The organism is uncultured Bacteroides sp. (genome assembly GCF_949298305.1).
Classification (GTDB): Bacteria; Bacteroidota; Bacteroidia; order Bacteroidales; family Bacteroidaceae; genus Bacteroides.
In genome coordinates, this window is the sequence record NZ_CASFWU010000056.1 from 14728 (window position 1) to 31984 (window position 17257).

The window sequence follows — 17257 nt, forward strand, 5'->3', positions numbered from 1 at the left end:
TGGGGGTTCCTGTTCCCTCGTCAGCTCGTCTCTCGTCTCCCTTCATCATCCGATGGCCGTCAGTGCGCCTTGCAGTGCCCACAGCATGGCCACGTAGCGCAGCAGCTTGCCGGCAAACATGGACGTGGTGGTCAGCACCAGGTTGCTGCGCATGAAGCCCAGCGCGATGGCAATGGCTTCGCCCACAAAGGGCAGGAAGGCAAAGAAGGCCATCAGCGCGCCCTTGCCTTGCAGGAAGCGCTGCATCCGTTCCACCTTCTCCTGCTTCACCTTGAAGTACTTCTCTATCCAGTCTATGCGTCCCAGCCGCCCCATGTAGTAGCACGTCATGCCTCCCACGGTGTTGCCCAGGGCGGCGGAGAGTATGCAGAGGGTGGGGTTAAGTCCCAGCTTCACCAGCGCGGCCAGTACCAGCTCCGAGCTGAACGGCACAATGCTGCCCGCCAGAAGCGCCGAAACGAAGAGGCCGAAGTAGCCCCAATCGGTCAGCAGTTGAATCAGTGTGTCAACAAAAGCATCCATACATTCCATCCCAATAAAAGAAACAATCCGATAAAGATACAGATAAAGAACACATTGGAACTGCGAGTGTTCGACAGCACGAACAGATGGCCGGCCAGAACGGCGGTGCCAACCATCAGAAAGGGCAGCAGGTCGGTACAGAGCGAAGGCTGCAACAGGGCCAGCACGAAGAGGCAGAGATTGGTCAGCGTCAGGAAGTTCAGGTAACTGCGGGTACGTATCTTGTCCTCATAGCCCGTGGCGACGGCGTGTCCCGCACTGACGGCGAAGAGCACGAACAGAAAGCCCAGCGTCACCGCTTCGTCCGGCTGCAACCCGAAGTCGACGGGCTGGAACGCCGCCAGTTCCCTGAAAGGGCGGTAGAACGTCTCCATGTCGCCGTAGAAATAGCAGTGACCCAGCAGGAACCAGTAAGGCAGGAACCAGCCCAGCAGCGAGGCCGGGAAACTTCTGGGCGTAAGCGAACGGAAGTTGTAGGCTCCTATCCAGAAGACAGGCAGCAGCAGGGTCAGTTGGGGAAGGAACAGACTGCCCGCTCCGATGAAAGCCGAAGACAGGAACACGTCTGCCGCAGGATAGGGATGCTGGTAGCTCCTGAACAGAAAGAACAGGGCAGGCATGAACAGCAACGAAGCCACCGTTCCGGCCGATAGCACATGCAGGGCCGGACAGATGGATACCAGCAGGAAGTAAATGCCCGTCTGGATGGAAGCCCGTGTGCGGATGAGGGCGTAGGTGTTGTTCAGCCCTATCAGGAAGTAGCCTATGACGGCATACAGCAGAAGGGCGGACAGACGCTCCGCCCAGCCTGGCAATTGCGGCCCGCCGAAACTGTCCCACAGGAAACAGTCTTCCATGCCTCCCTGCAGGGCAGGCAGGAAGGCGGCGGTACAAAGCCAGCACGCCACCGACAGGAGTATGGCGGCGGGCAGTGCGAAGGGGCTTGTTATCACCCGGTTCTGGAAACGGCTCGTCTTCATGTTATTGTTCTTGCAATCTTGTTTGTCGGATGAGGAAGTACCTCAATGCATATCAGAACGCAAATTACGCAAAGTGTCCGTTTCCCGTTTCTTACACCGGCTTCTGACAGGCTTGCTGTAAGACAGGAACAGCGGCGTTTGCGTTATTTGCGTTCTTCCCGTTAGGATGATGTCCCTTTCACGGCCGTTACAGGTCGAACCCGATGTCGCGGCGGAAGTACTTTCCGTCAAAGCACAGCAGGTCGGCTACCTTGTAACTCTTTTCCAGAGCTTCCTGCTTGGTCTCGCCATACGAGCTGATGGCAATGACGCGGCCTCCGTTGGTCACTACGCGTCCGTCCTTCGAGGTGGTTCCGGCATGGAACAGGATGCTGTCTGTGGTTTCTGCCAGGTTGAATCCGGTGATGGGAAGTCCCTTCTTGTATTCGCCCGGATAGCCGCCGCTTACCAGCATGACGCAAGCCGCCGTGCGCGGGTCGATGACCAGGCTTCGGGTGTTGAGGTTCACCTGGTATACGCCTTCAAAGAGGTCTACGATGTCGCTCTGTATGCGCAGCATGACGCTCTCCGTCTCGGGGTCGCCCATGCGTACGTTGTATTCGATGACCATCGGTTCGCCCTGTACGTTCATCAGTCCCAGGAAGATGAAGCCCTTGTAGAGGATGCCTTCTTCGCGCAGACCGTTGATGGTGGGCTCGATGATGCGTTCGCGTACTTTCTCCATGAATTCATCGGTAGCGAAGGGCACGGGGCTGATGCTGCCCATGCCGCCTGTGTTCAGGCCCTTGTCGCCCTCGCCGATGCGCTTGTAGTCCTTGGCCACGGGCAGCACTTTGTAGTGTTCGCTGTCGGTCAGCACGAATACGGAGCACTCGATGCCGCTCAGGTATTCTTCGATGACCACCGTGTCGCTGGCGTTGCCGAACATGCCTCCCAGCATCTCCTGCAGTTCCTTCTTGGCCTCTTCCAGCGTGGGCAGGATGAGCACGCCCTTGCCGGCACACAGACCGTCGGCTTTCAGCACGTAGGGGGCGGGCAGGGTTTCGAGGAAGGCGATGCCTTCGTTCAGCGTTTCGGCAGTCACGCTCTTGTAGCGTGCGGTGGGGATGTTATAGCGTTTCATGAATTCCTTGGCGAATTCCTTGCTGCCTTCCAGCATTGCGCCTTTGGCAGAGGGGCCGATGATGGCAATGTTCTGTGTGGTGATGTCGCCTTTGAAGTAGTCAAAGATGCCTTTCACCAGCGGGTCTTCGGGGCCTACGACAATCATGTCGATGGCACGTTCAAGTGCGAATACTTTCAGTGCGGCAAAGTCTGTAGCCTGTATGTCTACATTTTCACCCACCAGTGCAGTACCGGCGTTGCCGGGTGCAATGTACAGTTTCTCAACTTTTGGGCTTTGGGCAATTTTCCAAGCCAGGGCGTGTTCGCGACCGCCCGAACCTAATAATAATACTTTCATAATACGTCGGATTGTGAGCCTCGTCCGTTTGCCTCCTCTCCTTGTGAGAAAGGAGGCGCGCTGTGCGGGGCATTCATTATATTAACTATGTATCTTTTTTCTTTTCTTCTTCTTTTTCCTGCGGGCAGGAAGGGGCTTTTACAGGTAATCCTCAAAATAGCGGGTTATCTTTTCGTGCAGATGCACGCGGTCGCGGCCCAGTACGTTGTGCTTGTGGCACGGATAGATGAACAGGTCGGGATAGGTGCGTGCGTCTATGCAGGCCTTCATGAACGACAGGGTGTGCTGGGGCACGCAGGTGTCGTCGTGGTCGTCGTGGATAATCATCAGATGGCCTTTCAGTTGTCCGGCCAGGTTCTTCAGGTTGCACTGCTTGTAGCCTTCGGGGTTGTCTTGCGGGGTGTCCATGTAGCGTTCGCCGTACATCACTTCGTAGTAGCTCCAGTCAATGACGGGGCCGCCTGCCACGCCTACCTTGAAGATTTCGGGATAGCGCAGCATCAGTGCGGTGGTCATGTGGCCGCCGAAGCTCCAGCCGTGTACGCCGATGCGGTTGCCGTCCACGTAGGGCAGGCTTTGCAGGAATTCCACGCCTTTCACCTGGTCCTTGCCTTCTTCGATGCCGAGGTGGCGGAAGGTGCAGTTCTCAAACTCCAGGCCGCGGTTCGAGCTGCCGCGGTTGTCCACGGTGAAGAGAATGTAGCCTTTGTTGGCCATGTAGAGGTCCCAGCCGCGAGCGGCGCTCATCCAGTTGCTGACAATCATCTGGGCGTGCGGGCCGCCGTAGACGTAGACAATGGCAGGATATTTCTTTGTGGGGTCAAAGTCGGCGGGTTTGATGAGGCGGTAGTACAGGTCAGTCTTTCCGTCGGCAGCTTTCAGTGTACCCACTTCCACGCTGGGCATCTTGAAGCCCTCGAAAGGATTCTTGGCCGTAAGCAGGCAGACGGTTTCCTTGCCGTTGGCGGTAGACACGATGTCAATGACGCGCGGCACGTCGGGAGCCGACCAGTTGTCCAGCAGGTACGTGCCCGAGGCTGAGAGCTGTGCGTAGTGTACGCCCTGTCCGTTGTCTATCGGGGTTATCTTGCCGTTGCCGATGTTCACCTTGTATAGATTGCTCTGCAAGGGTGATTCTTTGGTGGCTGCGATGATGACTTCCTTCTTCTGGGCGTTGAAGCCGAGGATGCTCTGCACAAGCCACGAGCCTGAGGTGAGTTGACGAGTTGACGAGTTGACGAGGCTACGAGTCTCTGCCTTGTGGTCTGAAGCCTCGTTCTCTAGTCCCTTCAGGTCGCAGAGGTAGAGGTGGTTGTAACCGTCGCATTGGCTCTGGTAGATGAAGCGGTTGTTGTCCCAAGGCAGAAAAACAATGGGCTGCTGAGGCTCCACGTACTTGGGATGTGTCTCCTCAATGAGCACTTGCAGCAACTCACCTGATGCGATGTCGTATTGGCAGAGCTTGCTGTGGTTCTGGTCGCGGTTCAGCTCGATGAGGAAAAGTGTCTTCTCGTCGGGTGCCCACGCGATGTTGGTGAAGTAGCGGTCGGTGGGGTCGCCCGTGTTCAGATAGACGGTCTTTCCGGTGGCTGGGTTGTAGATGCCCACCTGTACCTTGTGGCTCGTCATGCCTGCCATGGGATAGCGGATGTTGTTCACTTCACCTACGCGGGCGGTGATGTCCACCAGCGGATATTGGGTTACCATTGATTCGTCCATGCGGTAGAAGGCCAGCAGGTTGCCTTTCGGGCTCCAGAAAGTACCTTTCGAGATGCCGAACTCGTTGCGGTGTACGCTCTGTCCGCACACGATGCCTTCGGGCTCGTCGGTCACCTGCTTGTTGTCCACGTAGAGGTTGTTGGCCAGGGTGTAGGCTACGTGTCCGCCTGCCACGGAGTAGTCTGTGTTGGCGGCGTTCTTGTCATACTTCAGGGTACCGGTTGTCTTTCCGGCTTTCCAGTCGTAGATGATGTATTGGCCGGGCAGGGCGATGAGGAGCTGTGTCTTGTCTTTCCACGGCAGTTGCACGCTGTAAAGGTGGGACAGTTTGCCCAGCTTTTCGGCTTCCAGTGCCTGGTTGATGCGTTCGCGGGTGGTGAGCAATGTCTCCTTGCCGTTCTTGGGATTGACAGCCATGAGGGAGTCAATGCCCGGCTTGATGCACTGGTCTCCCCACCACTGTACGCCGTAGAGGCTCTCGGCATAGCGGTAGGTCTCTCCGCCGGGGATAAGGTCCTCCAGCGTGGGATATTTCAGTTCGTTTGTTGCGGTTTCTTGCGCCATAAGGGTTGTTCCTGACAAGGCGGGCACGGCCATCAGCAGTGCGACAATGCCTTTACTGATTTTGTTCATATTCTTGCGGGTTATGGGTATTATGCTTTCTATTATCATTTGAGGTTTCCAATCGGAGGCCTCCAATAACGGTATTTTAGTTCCCTTCTCTTTCCCTTCTCTTTCTCTCAGGGTACGACTCGCCCGAACGGGGTCTGCGGTCAGTCTTGAAATCCTTCTTCTCCCGCGGGGCGAAATCTTTCCGTTCGCGGGGCTTGAACTCCCTTTTCTCACCGTCGCCGAAGCTGCGGCGTTCGCGGGGCTTGAAGTCCTTGCGGGGAGCGGGGCGGCGTTCGTGCTGCTCCTTGTCCAGTTCTTCGCCTTCGGCGCGGAAGTCCTTGTATTTGCCGTCAAAGATTTCGTACTTGCGGAACTGGCATTCCACGTTGAAGAGGGGGATGCGTGCGCTGGCCTTCAGGCCTATCTGGTCGAAGCATTCGTCGCGGTAGGAAAGAATCCAGGCGGTACCTCCCGTGAAGGCATGTTTCAGGCGTTCGCCTATCATCTCGTAGAGTCCCAGCAGGTCGTCTGTGGAGATACGTTCCCCGTAGGGCGGGTTGGTGATGATGATGGCCTTCTCCTGCGGCTGCTCGAACTGCTGGAAAGGCTGCAGCTTCAGTACAATCTCCTTGCTTACGCCCGCTGCCTTGATGTTGCGGGTGGCTATTTCGTTGGCTTTCGGGTTGTTGTCGTAGCCGTATATCTTGTGGGTGAATTCACGTTCCTGGCTGTCATCGTTGTAGATGGCATCGAAGAGCTCCTGGTCAAAGTCGGGCCACTTCTCGAAGGCGAATTCCTGGCGGAAGACGCCCGGCGCGATGTTGCGGGCGATGAGGGCGGCCTCAATGGGGATGGTTCCCGAGCCGCACATGGGGTCTATCAGGTCGCATTCGCCGTGCCAGCCCGTCATGAGAATCATGCCTGCGGCCAGCACTTCGTTCAGCGGTGCCTCTACGGCTTCCTGACGGTAGCCGCGGCGGTGCAGCGACTCGCCGCTTGAGTCGAGCGACAGGGTGCAGTCTGTTCCTGCGATGTGGATGTTGAGCAATACGTCGGGCTTGTTGATGCGCACGTTGGGGCGTTTGCCCGTCTTTTCACGGAAGTAGTCCACGATGGCGTCCTTCACCTTGTACGAGACGAACTTCGAGTGGCGGAACTCTTCGCTGAACACTACGGCGTCCACTGCAAAGGTGCGTTCCGTGTCCAGATACGTCTCCCAGTCCACTGTCTTGATGTGTTCGTACACTTCGTCTGCGTTCTGTGCCGTGAAGTGTTTGATGGGTTTCAGGATGCGGATGGCCGTGCGCAGGCAGAAGTTGGCCTTGTACATCATTTCCTTGTCGCCGCTGAAGGACACCATGCGCCGTCCTATCTGTATGTTGTCGGCACCCAGTTCGGTCAGTTCCTTTGCCAGCACCTCCTCCAGTCCCTGGAAGGTTTTGGCAATCATCTCAAAAGAAGGTTGTTCGCTCATTTTATTAGTTCAGATTTCGGATTTCAGAGTTTTTCTCGGGTTTTCGTTTTATTTCTTGGCTTTGGTCTGTACAATCCGTGCGCCTGCAGGCACGTCTTCGGTCACCCAGATGTTGCCTCCCACGGTTGCTCCCTTCCCCACGGTGATGCGTCCCAGAATGGTGGCGTTGGAGTAGACAATGACGTTGTCCTCCAGTATCGGGTGTCGGGGGATGCCCTTGATGGGTTTTCCGTCCGCGTCCAGGGGGAAACTTTTGGCTCCCAGCGTGACGCCCTGATACAGTTTCACGTTGTTGCCGATGATGCACGTCTCTCCTATCACCACGCCCGTACCGTGGTCAATGGTGAAGTGGCTGCCTATCTGTGCGCCCGGATGGATGTCGATGCCCGTTTCGCTGTGTGCCATTTCGGTGATGATGCGCGGTATGAGGGGCACGCCCAACACCAGCAGTTCGTGGGCAATGCGGTAGTTGCTGATGGCGCGGATGGCCGGATAGCAGCTGATGACTTCGCCGAAGGAGTGGGCCGCGGGGTCGCCGTTGTAGGCCGCTTCCACGTCGGTGGCCAGCAGGCGGCGCAGCTGGGGCAGGCGGCTGATGAAGGCGGCGGCAATGCGTGCGGCCTCTTCGCGCTGCTGTTCGGTGCAGCAGTCGCACCCGTCGTCGCTTCCGAAGCAGAGTCCCGCCAGTACCTGCCCGGTCAGCAGGTCGAACAGGCGCTCCACGTTCACCCCTGTGTGGTAGGTTACCGTGCGGCTGTTGACGTTGGAGTTTCCGAAATATCCCGGGAAGATGATGGCCCGTGCCAGGTCTATGATGTCTTTCAGCACGGTGGCGGAGGGCAGCGGGTTGCCGTCCGTATGTTGGTGAAACAGTCCTTGGTAAGATTCGCTTTCCGACAGCTCATCGACTGCTTGTGTCAGGATGTGGGTAAAATTGAATGGACTCATCAGGGTTATCCTTGGTTGATAAAGCGGGTGCAAAGTTACAAAGTATTCGGGAGATTTCCTACATATCGCTCATTTATAGTACGTATTTACCATGTTTATGGTATTCCGGCCTCCTTTTTTTCCCGCTAATTTTGTACCGTTAAAGAATGGATGGCAGCCGGAGGACAATTCCGGCTCCGGTTCAATTAAACAGAACAATATGGAAAAGATTGCAACACGCCTCACCGACCTGGTAGGCAATACTCCCTTGCTGGAGTTGAACAACATTGAAAATGAAAACGGATTGAAAGCCCGCATCGTGGCCAAGCTGGAGTATTTCAATCCCGCAGGAAGCGTGAAGGACCGCGTGGCGCTGGCCCTGATAGAGGATGCCGAGGCTGCCGGACGGCTGAAGGAGGGCACTACGCTGATAGAGCCCACCAGCGGAAACACGGGTGTGGGCCTGGCCTTTGTGGCTGCCGTGAAGGGCTACAGGCTGGTGCTGACCATGCCCGACACGATGAGCACCGAGCGCCGCAACCTGCTGAAGGCGCTGGGGGCCGAACTGGTGCTGACGCCGGGTGCCCAGGGAATGAAAGGGGCCATTGCACGCGCCGAGGAGCTGCACGTCGCCACACCGGACTCGCTGATATTGCAGCAGTTTGAGAATCCAGCCAACCCCGCCATGCACGAGCGGACGACGGGCGAGGAAATCTGGCGCGACACGGACGGAACGGTGGACCTCTTCGTGGCGGGCGCAGGCACGGGCGGCACGGTGAGCGGGGTGGGAAGGGCGTTGAAACGCCATAATCCGGCGGTGAAAGTGGTGGCTGTGGAACCGGCGGACTCGCCCGTGCTGTCGGGGGGCGCGCCGGGCCCGCACAAGATTCAGGGCATCGGGGCCGGCTTTGTGCCCGGGAACTACGACGCCGCTGTGGTCGATGCCATTGTGCAGGTGGGCAACGACGACGCCATCCGCACCGCCCGCCTGCTGGCGCGGCGTGAGGGGCTGCTGGTCGGCATCTCGTCGGGGGCTGCCGTCAGTGCGGCCATCCGGCTGGCCCGCCTGCCCGAGAACGAAGGGAAGACCCTCGTGGTGCTGCTGCCCGACACGGGCGAGCGTTACCTGTCCACGCTGCTCTACGCCTTCGACGAATATCCGTTGTAGGCCGGCTGAGGGGGCTTCGGCGGTTATTTCCCCTTGAGGATGCGCTTGATGTCGTTCAGCTTGTTCAGTGCCTCCAGCGGTGTCAGGTTGTTGACGTCCAGATTCAGTATTTCGTCGCGTATCTGGCAGAGGATGGGGTCGTCCAGCTGGAAGAAGCTCAGCTGCATGCCTCCGGCCGAGGAAGCCCCTTCGGTAATCTTCTTCCCCGTCACGGCGCCTGTCTGCCGGTTCTCGGCCTCCAGTTGCTTCAGGATTTCGTCGGCGCGCTTCACGATGCTCTTCGGCATGCCCGCCAGCTTGGCCACGTGGATGCCGAAGGAGTGTTCGCTGCCGCCCCGCTCCAGCTTGCGCAGGAAGATGACCTTGCCGTCCACCTCCTTCACCGCCACGTTGTAGTTCTTGATGCGCTTGAAGGTCTTTTCCATCTCGTTCAGCTCGTGGTAGTGGGTGGCGAAGAGGGTGCGCGCCTTGGCCCGCGGGTGCTCGTGGATGTGTTCCACAATGGCCCAGGCGATGGAGATGCCGTCGTAGGTGGAGGTGCCGCGCCCCAGTTCGTCGAACAGCACCAGGCTGCGGGGCGAGAGGTTGTTCAGGATGTCGGCCGCCTCGTTCATCTCCACCATGAAGGTAGACTCGCCCACGGAGATGTTGTCGCTGGCCCCTACGCGGGTGAAGATTTTGTCCACCAGCCCGATGTGGGCGCTCTCGGCGGGGACGAAGCTGCCCGTCTGCGCCATGAGGGTGATGAGCGCCGTCTGGCGGAGCAGGGCCGACTTGCCGGCCATGTTGGGTCCTGTGATGATGATAATCTGCTGCGAGGTGCTGTCCAGGCGGACGTCGTTGGCGATGTATTTCTCGCCGATGGGCAGCTGCTTCTCGATGACGGGGTGGCGGCCCTGGCGAATTTCCAACACGTCGTTGTCCTCGATGACGGGGCGGATGTAGTTGTTCTCGCGCGCCGCGTTGGCAAACGAGAGCAGGCAGTCCAGGCGGGCTATCTGGTTGGCGTCAATCTGTATGGCGGGGATGAACTCGTTCAGGTCCTGCACCAGCTCGGCATAGAGCTGCGTCTCCAGCACCAGTATCTTGTCCTCGGCTCCCAGTATCTTTTCTTCGTACTCCTTCAGCTCCTGCGTGATGTAGCGTTCGGCGTTGGCCAGCGTCTGCTTGCGTATCCACTCGGCGGGCACTTTGTCCTTGTGGGCGTTGCGCACCTCGATGTAGTAGCCGAACACGTTGTTGTAGCCTATCTTCAGGCTGGGGATGCCCGTCAGTTCGCTTTCGCGCTGCTGCACCTTCAGCAGGTAGTCCTTGCCGCTGTAGGCTATCTGGCGCAGCTCGTCCAGCTCGGCGCTGACGCCGGCCTTGATGACGCCGCCCTTGTTGACCAGCAGGGGCGGGTCGTTGTTGATTTCGCGCGCGATGCGGTCGCGCAGCGAGCGGCAGACGTTCAGCTGCTCGCCGATGCGGTTCAGGCTGGCGTCGTCGGCCGCCGTGCAGGCTTCCTTGATGGGCTCGACGGCCTGCAGGGCCACCTTGAGGGCCACCACTTCGCGGGGCGACACCCTTCCGGCGGCCGCCTTGGAGATGATGCGCTCCAGGTCGCCTATCAGGTGCAGCTGTTCCTCAATCAGTTCCCTGAAGTCGGGGTGGCGGAAGAAGTACTCCACCACGTCCAGGCGCTCGTTGATGGGGCGTACGTCCTTCAGGGGGAACACCAGCCAGCGCTTCATCAGGCGTGCTCCCATGGGGCTGATGGTCTTGTCGATGACGTCCAGCAGGCTGCTTCCGCCGTCGTTCATGCCGGCAATGAGCTCCAGGTTGCGCACGGTGAACTTGTCCAGCCTGACGAACTTCTCCTCCTCGATGCGTGCCAGCGAGGTGATGTGCCCAATCTGCGTGTGCTGCGTCATGATGAGGTACTGCAGGACGGCGCCCGAGGCGATGATGCCGTTCTTCAGGTGCTCCACGCCGAAGCCCTTCAGGTTCTTCACCTCGAAGTGCTTCAGCAGCTTTTCGCGGGCGGTTGACTCGGTGAACACCCAGTCGTCCAGCTCGAAGGTGAAGAACTTGGTGCCGAAGTTGCCCTCGAACATGCCCCGCTTGCCGCGCTCGAAGAGCACCTCCTTCGGGGCGAAGTTGCCCAGCAGCTTGTCCACGTAGTCGGTGCTGCCCTCGGCCGTCAGGAATTCGCCCGTCGATATGTCCAGAAAAGCCACTCCGCAGCTGCCTTTGCCGAAGTGGACGGCGGCCAGGAAGTTGTTTTCGCGATAGTTCAGGATGTTGTCGTTGATGGACACGCCCGGCGTCACCAGCTCCGTGATGCCGCGCTTCACCAGCTTCTTCGTCAGCTTGGGGTCTTCCAGCTGGTCGCAGATGGCCACGCGCTTGCCCGCCCGTATCAGCTTGGGCAGGTAGGTGTCCAGGGCGTGGTAGGGGAAGCCCGCCATCTCGATGGTCTGCCCTCCCTTGCCGTTGTTGCGTTTGGTCAGGGTGATGCCCAGTATCTCGGCGGCCACGACGGCGTCGTTGGAGTAGGTTTCGTAGAAGTCTCCGCAGCGGAACAGCATGACGGCGTCGGGGTGCTTGGCCTTCAGTTCGAGGAACTGCTTCATCATGGGGGTAAGGACGATATCTTCGGACATGGATGTTTCTTTTCTGGTTTTCAGTGTTTATTCGGCGGAGAGGTGTGCCCTTGGGGGGCGCGGGCGGTGCCTCTCCTTCATTATTAGTCGGGCAAAGATAAGAAAAGTGTTTCGATTTTGTTGCGCATTCCCTGTGGAAATCTTCGGGCGGCGTGCGGCCGCGGAGGGGGCCGGAAGGACGTCCGATGCGGAAATGCTCAAGGCCTTGTCGGTGAGCCGTTTACGGGAACTGTCAGGATGTGCCTGAAGGCTGGCTGGAGCGTGCTTGCATCGTGCGCGGACCGTGCTTGCACGGTCCGTGAACCGTGCCTGCATGGTCTGAAGACCGTGCTTGCATGGTCCGGACGGCAGACAGACAGCCTGAAGGGCGGGGAAGAGCGGCCTGCTTGCGGCCTCCACTTCCCTTACACGAACATGGGGCGCGCAAACCAGCGCTTGAACATGCGCGTCACCACCACGTAGAGGATGATGGCCGTGACGAAGCCCGCGATGGCGTCTATCAGGTAGTGGGCCTGGATGTAGACCGTGGCGCAGCAGAGCAGCAGGTAGAAAGGCAGCAGGCAGGCAAACAGCCGGCGGCTGCCCCGCCAGGCCATAATCATCAGGATGGTGGACACACCCACGTGCGAGCTGGGGAAGGCGGCCGTCGGGCGCTCGCCCACCTGCTGCGAGCCTTCCACCAGGTTGTAGAAGAAACCGTGCTCGTAGCCCGGACCCGGCAGCAGTTCCTGGTTGTGGTTGAAGTAGTCGCCGATGGACGGGAAGATGCCCTGGGCCACGTTGTCGTAGCCGATGGCGGGGAAATAGAACTGCGGGCCTGCGACGGGCACGAATATATATATAAGGTAGTAGATGAAAAACGAGGTGACCAGCACGAACGACACCTTCTCGAAGAGGTCGAAGCGGAAAAGGAAGTACCACACGGTGACCAGCAGAATCATGGGATAGTAGAAGAAGTAACCCATGTTGAGCGGTTCGCTGACCCACATCTGCGGGAAGCGGAGCGAGAACCACACGGCGGGCTGGCCGCCGAACAGCCACTGCTCGGCCGAGGCGAAGAGGTGGTCCAGGTTGGGGAAGACGCGGTTGAACTCGAACGTGTCCGGGTACCAGTAGGAGAGCAGCGACATCTGGATGGCCACCCGCACAAAGGCCGAGAACTTGCACGGCGCCAGGCGGTAGAGGTACATCAGCAGCACCGTCATGCCGGCTATCAGCACGCGGTCCAGCAGCATCTGCCCCGGATGATCCATTTTCTGATAGAGAAACAGAATCAGAATGGAGGTCAGCAGGTTATATATCAGCGTAATCTTCTCGACGGCAAACAGCCCCTTGTGGCTCTCTGCCCTTTTAAACAAATCTAAAGCCATCCCTCTTTTTTATACCAGGCAATGGTCTCCTTCACTCCGCGCTCCAGGTCGTAGGCCGGGCAGTAGCCCAGCTCGTCGACGGTGGGGGTGATGTCGCACTGCCAGTTGCGTTGTTTCATTATTCTATATTTGTCCGAGTTGAGCGTGCTGGCCGTTCCGCGGTGCCTGGCCCACGCTTCTGCGATTGCAGATACTGCTTTCAGTACGGCCAGCGGACACTTCAGGCGCACCACGAAGGGGTTTCCCAGTTCCCGGCGTATCAGGTCGGAAAAGGTGCGGCTGGGGTAGACGTTGCCGTCGGATAGGAAGTAGGCCCGCCGGGTCACTCCTTTCCCGATGCCCAGGAACACGGCCTGGACGATGTCCTTCACGTAGACGAACGTCAGGTCCTGGCGGCGGTAGCCCACGGCAAAGTCCGTGTGGCTGCGGATGGACTTGGCCATGAGGTAGTAGTCCTTCTCGCGCGGGCCGTAGACCCCCGTGGGGCGGTAGATGACGTAGGGGAAGCCTTCGAGGCCCTGCAGGTAGCGTTCGGCCTTCAGTTTGCTGAGGCCGTAGGCGGTGTTGGGCCGGGGAGTGTCCGTCTCCACGATGGGCCGGTAGTCCTGTTCGTGGATGGGGCCGAATACGCTCAGGGTGCTGACGAAGGCAAACTGGCGGGGCACCATGTCCAGCTCGCGCAGCGTGTCCGCCAGGAGGCGGGTCTGCCCGTAGTTCACGCGCTCGAAGTCCTTCGGGTCGGCACATTTGGTGACGCCCGCGCAGTGTACAATGTAGTCGAAGCCGCCGTGTGCCTCCCTGTGCGCGGCGAGTTGCCCGCGCAGGCGGTCGGGGCTGGCAAAGTCCAGCTCGGCAAAGTGCAGGCGCGGGTCTTGCAGGTATTTGCGGCTGCTGGACGCGCGTACGCCGGCCCAGGTTCCGAATCCCTGTCTCAGGGCTTCCTCTACAAGGAAACTCCCGATGAATCCGCTTGCTCCTGTGATTAGTATTGATTTCATGGGTGTGAGTCTGGCTATGGGTTGTTCAGTGTGACGTCTGCCGCCTGTCTTCAGGCTGTGGGCGTGTCCTTCGGTTGCTTGACGGGTTCTACATGGATGTTGATGAGCGTCCCTCCGCCAAACAGCTTTCTCAGTTCGTGCTCGATGGCCGTAGCCGTTTTGTGCGCCTCTTCCAGGCTGATTTTACCGTCCATGCGCACGTGCAGGTCAATGGAGTAATAGCTGCCGATGCGGCGGGTGCGCAGGTGGTGGGGCTCGCTGACGCCGGGGAAGGAGAGCACGGTGGCCTCAATCTGCTGCTCCACGTCGTCGGGCAGGGACTTCTCCAGCAGTTCGCCGATGCAGGGAACCAGCAGCTGGATGGACACTTTCATGATGAACAGGCTCACCACGATGGCCGCAATGGGGTCCAGCACCCGCCAGTGCTCACCCAGCAGAATGGCGCCGCCGATGCCCACGGCCGTGCCGATGGACGAGAACGCGTCGCTGCGGTGGTGCCAGGCGTTGGCCACCACGGCCTGCGAGTTCAGTTTCTTGCCTTTGATGACGGTGTATTGGTACAGTATTTCCTTGAATACAATGGAGATGATGGCTGCCACCAGCGCCACCATGCCGGGCTTCTCCAGCTCCTCGCCTTGCAGGAAGCGGAAGACCGAGGTGCCCCCGTTCCAGAGGATGCCGAAGCCCACGAACAGCAGCAGGATGCCGATGATGGCAGTGGCCAGTGTCTCGTACTTCCCGTGCCCGTAGTCGTGGCCTTTGTCCTGCGGCTTGCTGGAGATGCGCACAAACGCTATGACGATGATGTCCGTCACGAAGTCGGACAGCGAATGGACGGCATCGGCCAGCATGGCGGCACTCTGGCCCAGGATGCCTGCTATGAACTTGAATACCACCAGCACGAAGTTGACGATGCTGCCTGTCACCGTCACACGGTAAATGCCTTTCTCGCGGGCAGCCTCTTCTTCTTTTCTCAGATTGTTCTCAGACATGGAAGCGTTATTTTCAATAATGGCTGCAAATATACGACATTAATCCGTTACCCCGTCCCTTCGGCGGCTATTTTTGCCAAGTACACAAGATTTTAGAAGATAATGAACCGCATGAGGCAAATATTTGTTTACTTTGCAAGATGACAAAACGGTATATCCCCGATTTACCGCGGACAATTATAAAACTTACCCTGATTATGACAAAAAAGAGAGAAAAGAAAGCGGGCAAACGCATGTCGAAGAAACAGCTGGCCACCGTGCTGTTGGACTTTTTCCACGCCAAGCCCGACGAGGTGCTTTCGCTGAAATACATTTTCGACCAGCTGCGCCTGACAACCCATCCGCTGAAGATGCTCTGCAAGGACATCCTGACCGAGCTGCTGGACGACGGCTACATTGCCGAAGTGGACAAGTTCAAATACAAGCTGAACAGCCATGGAGTGGAGATGACGGGAGTCTTCCAGCGCAAGAGCAACGGCAAGAACTCCTTCATCCCCGACGGGGGCGGAGAACCCATATTCATAGCCGAGCGGAACTCGGCACACGCCATGAACAACGACCGGGTGCGCATCGCCTTCTTTGCCAAGAGGCGCGGACGCCAGCCCGAAGGCGAAGTGATTGAGGTGCTGGAAAGGGCCAACGACACCTTTGTGGGCACGCTGGAAGTGACCAAGTCGTATGCCTTCCTGCTGACCGAGAACCGCACGCTGGCCAACGACATCTTCATTCCCAAGGACAAGCTGAAGGGAGGAAAGACCGGCGACAAGGCCATCGTGAAGGTGGTGGAGTGGCCGGACAAGGCCAAGAACCCCATCGGACAGGTGGTGGACATCCTGGGCCAGGCGGGCGACAACACCACCGAGATGCACGCCATCCTGGCCGAGTTCGGGCTGCCCTACGTCTATCCGCAGTCGGTGGAGAAGGCCGCCGACCGCATCCCCGAAGAAATACCCGCCGACGAGATTGCCCGCCGCGAGGACTTCCGCCCGGTAACGACCTTCACCATCGACCCCAAGGACGCCAAGGACTTTGACGACGCCCTCTCCATCCGCAAGCTGAAGGAGGGCCTCTGGGAAGTGGGCGTACACATTGCCGACGTGACCCACTACGTCACCGAAGGAAGCATCATCGACAAGGAGGCCGAGAAGCGGGCCACGTCCGTCTACCTCGTGGACCGCACCATCCCCATGCTGCCCGAACGCCTCTGCAACTTCATCTGTTCGCTGCGCCCCGACGAGGACAAGCTGGCCTATTCCGTCATCTTCCGCATGAACGAGAAGGGCGAGGTGCGCGACTCGCGCGTGGTGCATACCGTCATCAGGAGCAACCGCCGCTTCACCTACGAAGAGGCGCAGCAGGTGATAGAGACGGGCGAGGGCGACTTCAAGGAAGAAATCCTGCAGCTGGACAAGCTGGCCAAGCTGCTGCGCGAGAAGCGCTTTGCCGCAGGTGCCATCAACTTCGACCGCTACGAGGTGAAGTTCGAGATAGACGAGAAGGGGAAGCCCGTCAGCGTCTACTTCAAGGAATCGAAAGACGCCAACAAGCTGGTGGAGGAGTTCATGCTGCTGGCCAACCGCACCGTGGCCGAGCGCATCGGGCGTGTGCCCCAGGGGAAGAAGGCCAAAGTGTTCCCTTACCGCATTCACGACCTGCCCGACCCCGACAAGCTGGACACGTTGGCACAGTTCATCGCCCGCTTCGGCTACAAGCTGCGCACCACGGGCACCAAGACGGATGTCTCCAAGTCCATCAATCACCTGCTGGACGACATCCAGGGCAAGAAGGAAGAGAACCTCATAGAGACCGTCTCCATCCGTGCCATGCAGAAGGCGCGCTACTCGGTACACAACATCGGCCACTACGGCTTGGCCTTCGACTACTACACGCACTTCACTTCGCCCATCCGCCGCTATCCCGACATGATGGTGCACCGCCTGCTCACCAAATACCTGGACCAGGGCGGACGCAGCGTCAGCGAGAAGAAGTACGAAGCCCTCTGCGAGCACAGCAGTGCCATGGAGCAGCTGGCCGCCAGTGCCGAACGGGCCAGCGTGAAGTACAAGCAGGTGGAATTCATGACCGAACACCTGGGCCAGACCTTCGACGGCGTCATCTCGGGCGTCACCGAGTGGGGGCTCTACGTGGAGCTGAACGCCAACAAGTGCGAGGGCATGGTGCCCATCCGCGACCTGGACGACGACTATTACGAATTCGACGAAAAGAATTACTGCCTGCGCGGCCGCCGCAAGAACCGCACCTACAGCCTGGGCGACGCCATCACCATCAAGGTGGCCCGTGCCAACCTGGAGAAAAAGCAGCTGGACTTTGCGCTGGTGGAGTGACGGGGGAGGTCAGGATACTGAGCGAGTGAATATTTACTAATTA

The 17257-nt window shown here is 58.8% G+C and carries 12 protein-coding genes; 2 read left to right on the plus strand and 10 right to left on the minus strand.

Features of this window, described 5'->3' with window-relative positions; translation table 11 throughout:
• Positions 1–45: 45 nt before the first annotated feature.
• The 6 genes from Q1Y74_RS08830 to Q1Y74_RS08855 form a co-directional block, all read right to left on the minus strand.
• Positions 46–522 carry a YqaA family protein gene (locus Q1Y74_RS08830; protein WP_300813888.1) on the minus strand — a complete coding sequence of 159 codons (477 nt, stop codon included), beginning with the start codon at positions 520–522 and terminating at the stop codon, positions 46–48.
• Positions 498–1502 carry a hypothetical protein gene (locus tag Q1Y74_RS08835; RefSeq protein WP_300813889.1) on the minus strand — a complete coding sequence of 335 codons (1005 nt, stop codon included), beginning with the start codon at positions 1500–1502 and terminating at the stop codon, positions 498–500. The genes Q1Y74_RS08830 and Q1Y74_RS08835 overlap by 25 nt, the downstream gene beginning before the upstream one ends.
• Before the next feature lie 187 nt (positions 1503–1689).
• The gene (gene purD / locus Q1Y74_RS08840; RefSeq protein ID WP_300813891.1) at positions 1690–2964 is read right to left on the minus strand and encodes a phosphoribosylamine--glycine ligase; all 1275 of its coding nucleotides are present in this window, start codon (positions 2962–2964) and stop codon (positions 1690–1692) included.
• 138 nt (positions 2965–3102) lie between these two features.
• Positions 3103–5316 (minus strand): S9 family peptidase, encoded by a 2214-nt coding sequence (locus Q1Y74_RS08845; RefSeq protein ID WP_300813892.1) that lies wholly within the window; start codon positions 5314–5316, stop codon positions 3103–3105.
• 76 nt (positions 5317–5392) lie between these two features.
• Complete coding sequence (locus tag Q1Y74_RS08850; RefSeq protein WP_300813893.1) at positions 5393–6769, minus strand: THUMP domain-containing protein; 1377 nt, start codon at positions 6767–6769, stop codon at positions 5393–5395.
• A 48-nt stretch (positions 6770–6817) separates the two neighbouring features.
• The gene (locus tag Q1Y74_RS08855; RefSeq protein WP_300813894.1) at positions 6818–7717 is read right to left on the minus strand and encodes a serine acetyltransferase; all 900 of its coding nucleotides are present in this window, start codon (positions 7715–7717) and stop codon (positions 6818–6820) included.
• Positions 7718–7916: 199 nt separating this feature from the next.
• Here Q1Y74_RS08855 and cysK point away from each other — a divergent pair, with 199 nt between their 5' ends.
• Positions 7917–8864 (plus strand): cysteine synthase A, encoded by a 948-nt coding sequence (cysK, locus tag Q1Y74_RS08860; RefSeq protein WP_300813896.1) that lies wholly within the window; start codon positions 7917–7919, stop codon positions 8862–8864.
• A gap of 23 nt (positions 8865–8887) precedes the next feature.
• Here cysK and mutS read toward each other — a convergent pair whose 3' ends face one another.
• The 4 genes from mutS to Q1Y74_RS08880 all read right to left on the minus strand — a co-directional run bounded on the left by mutS (position 8888) and on the right by Q1Y74_RS08880 (position 14869).
• On the minus strand, positions 8888–11509 hold the full coding sequence (mutS, locus tag Q1Y74_RS08865; RefSeq protein WP_300813897.1) for a DNA mismatch repair protein MutS: 2622 nt from the start codon (positions 11507–11509) through the stop codon (positions 8888–8890).
• A 404-nt stretch (positions 11510–11913) separates the two neighbouring features.
• On the minus strand, positions 11914–12879 hold the full coding sequence (locus tag Q1Y74_RS08870) for a phosphatase PAP2 family protein (protein WP_300813898.1): 966 nt from the start codon (positions 12877–12879) through the stop codon (positions 11914–11916).
• Positions 12870–13877, minus strand: coding sequence for an NAD(P)-dependent oxidoreductase (locus Q1Y74_RS08875; protein ID WP_300813899.1), 1008 nt, complete (start codon positions 13875–13877; stop codon positions 12870–12872). The genes Q1Y74_RS08870 and Q1Y74_RS08875 overlap by 10 nt, the downstream gene beginning before the upstream one ends.
• A gap of 50 nt (positions 13878–13927) precedes the next feature.
• Positions 13928–14869, minus strand: coding sequence for a cation diffusion facilitator family transporter (locus Q1Y74_RS08880; protein ID WP_300813900.1), 942 nt, complete (start codon positions 14867–14869; stop codon positions 13928–13930).
• Positions 14870–15066: 197 nt separating this feature from the next.
• Here Q1Y74_RS08880 and rnr point away from each other — a divergent pair, with 197 nt between their 5' ends.
• Positions 15067–17214, plus strand: coding sequence for a ribonuclease R (rnr, locus tag Q1Y74_RS08885; protein ID WP_300813901.1), 2148 nt, complete (start codon positions 15067–15069; stop codon positions 17212–17214).
• The last annotated feature ends 43 nt before the right edge of the window (positions 17215–17257 follow it).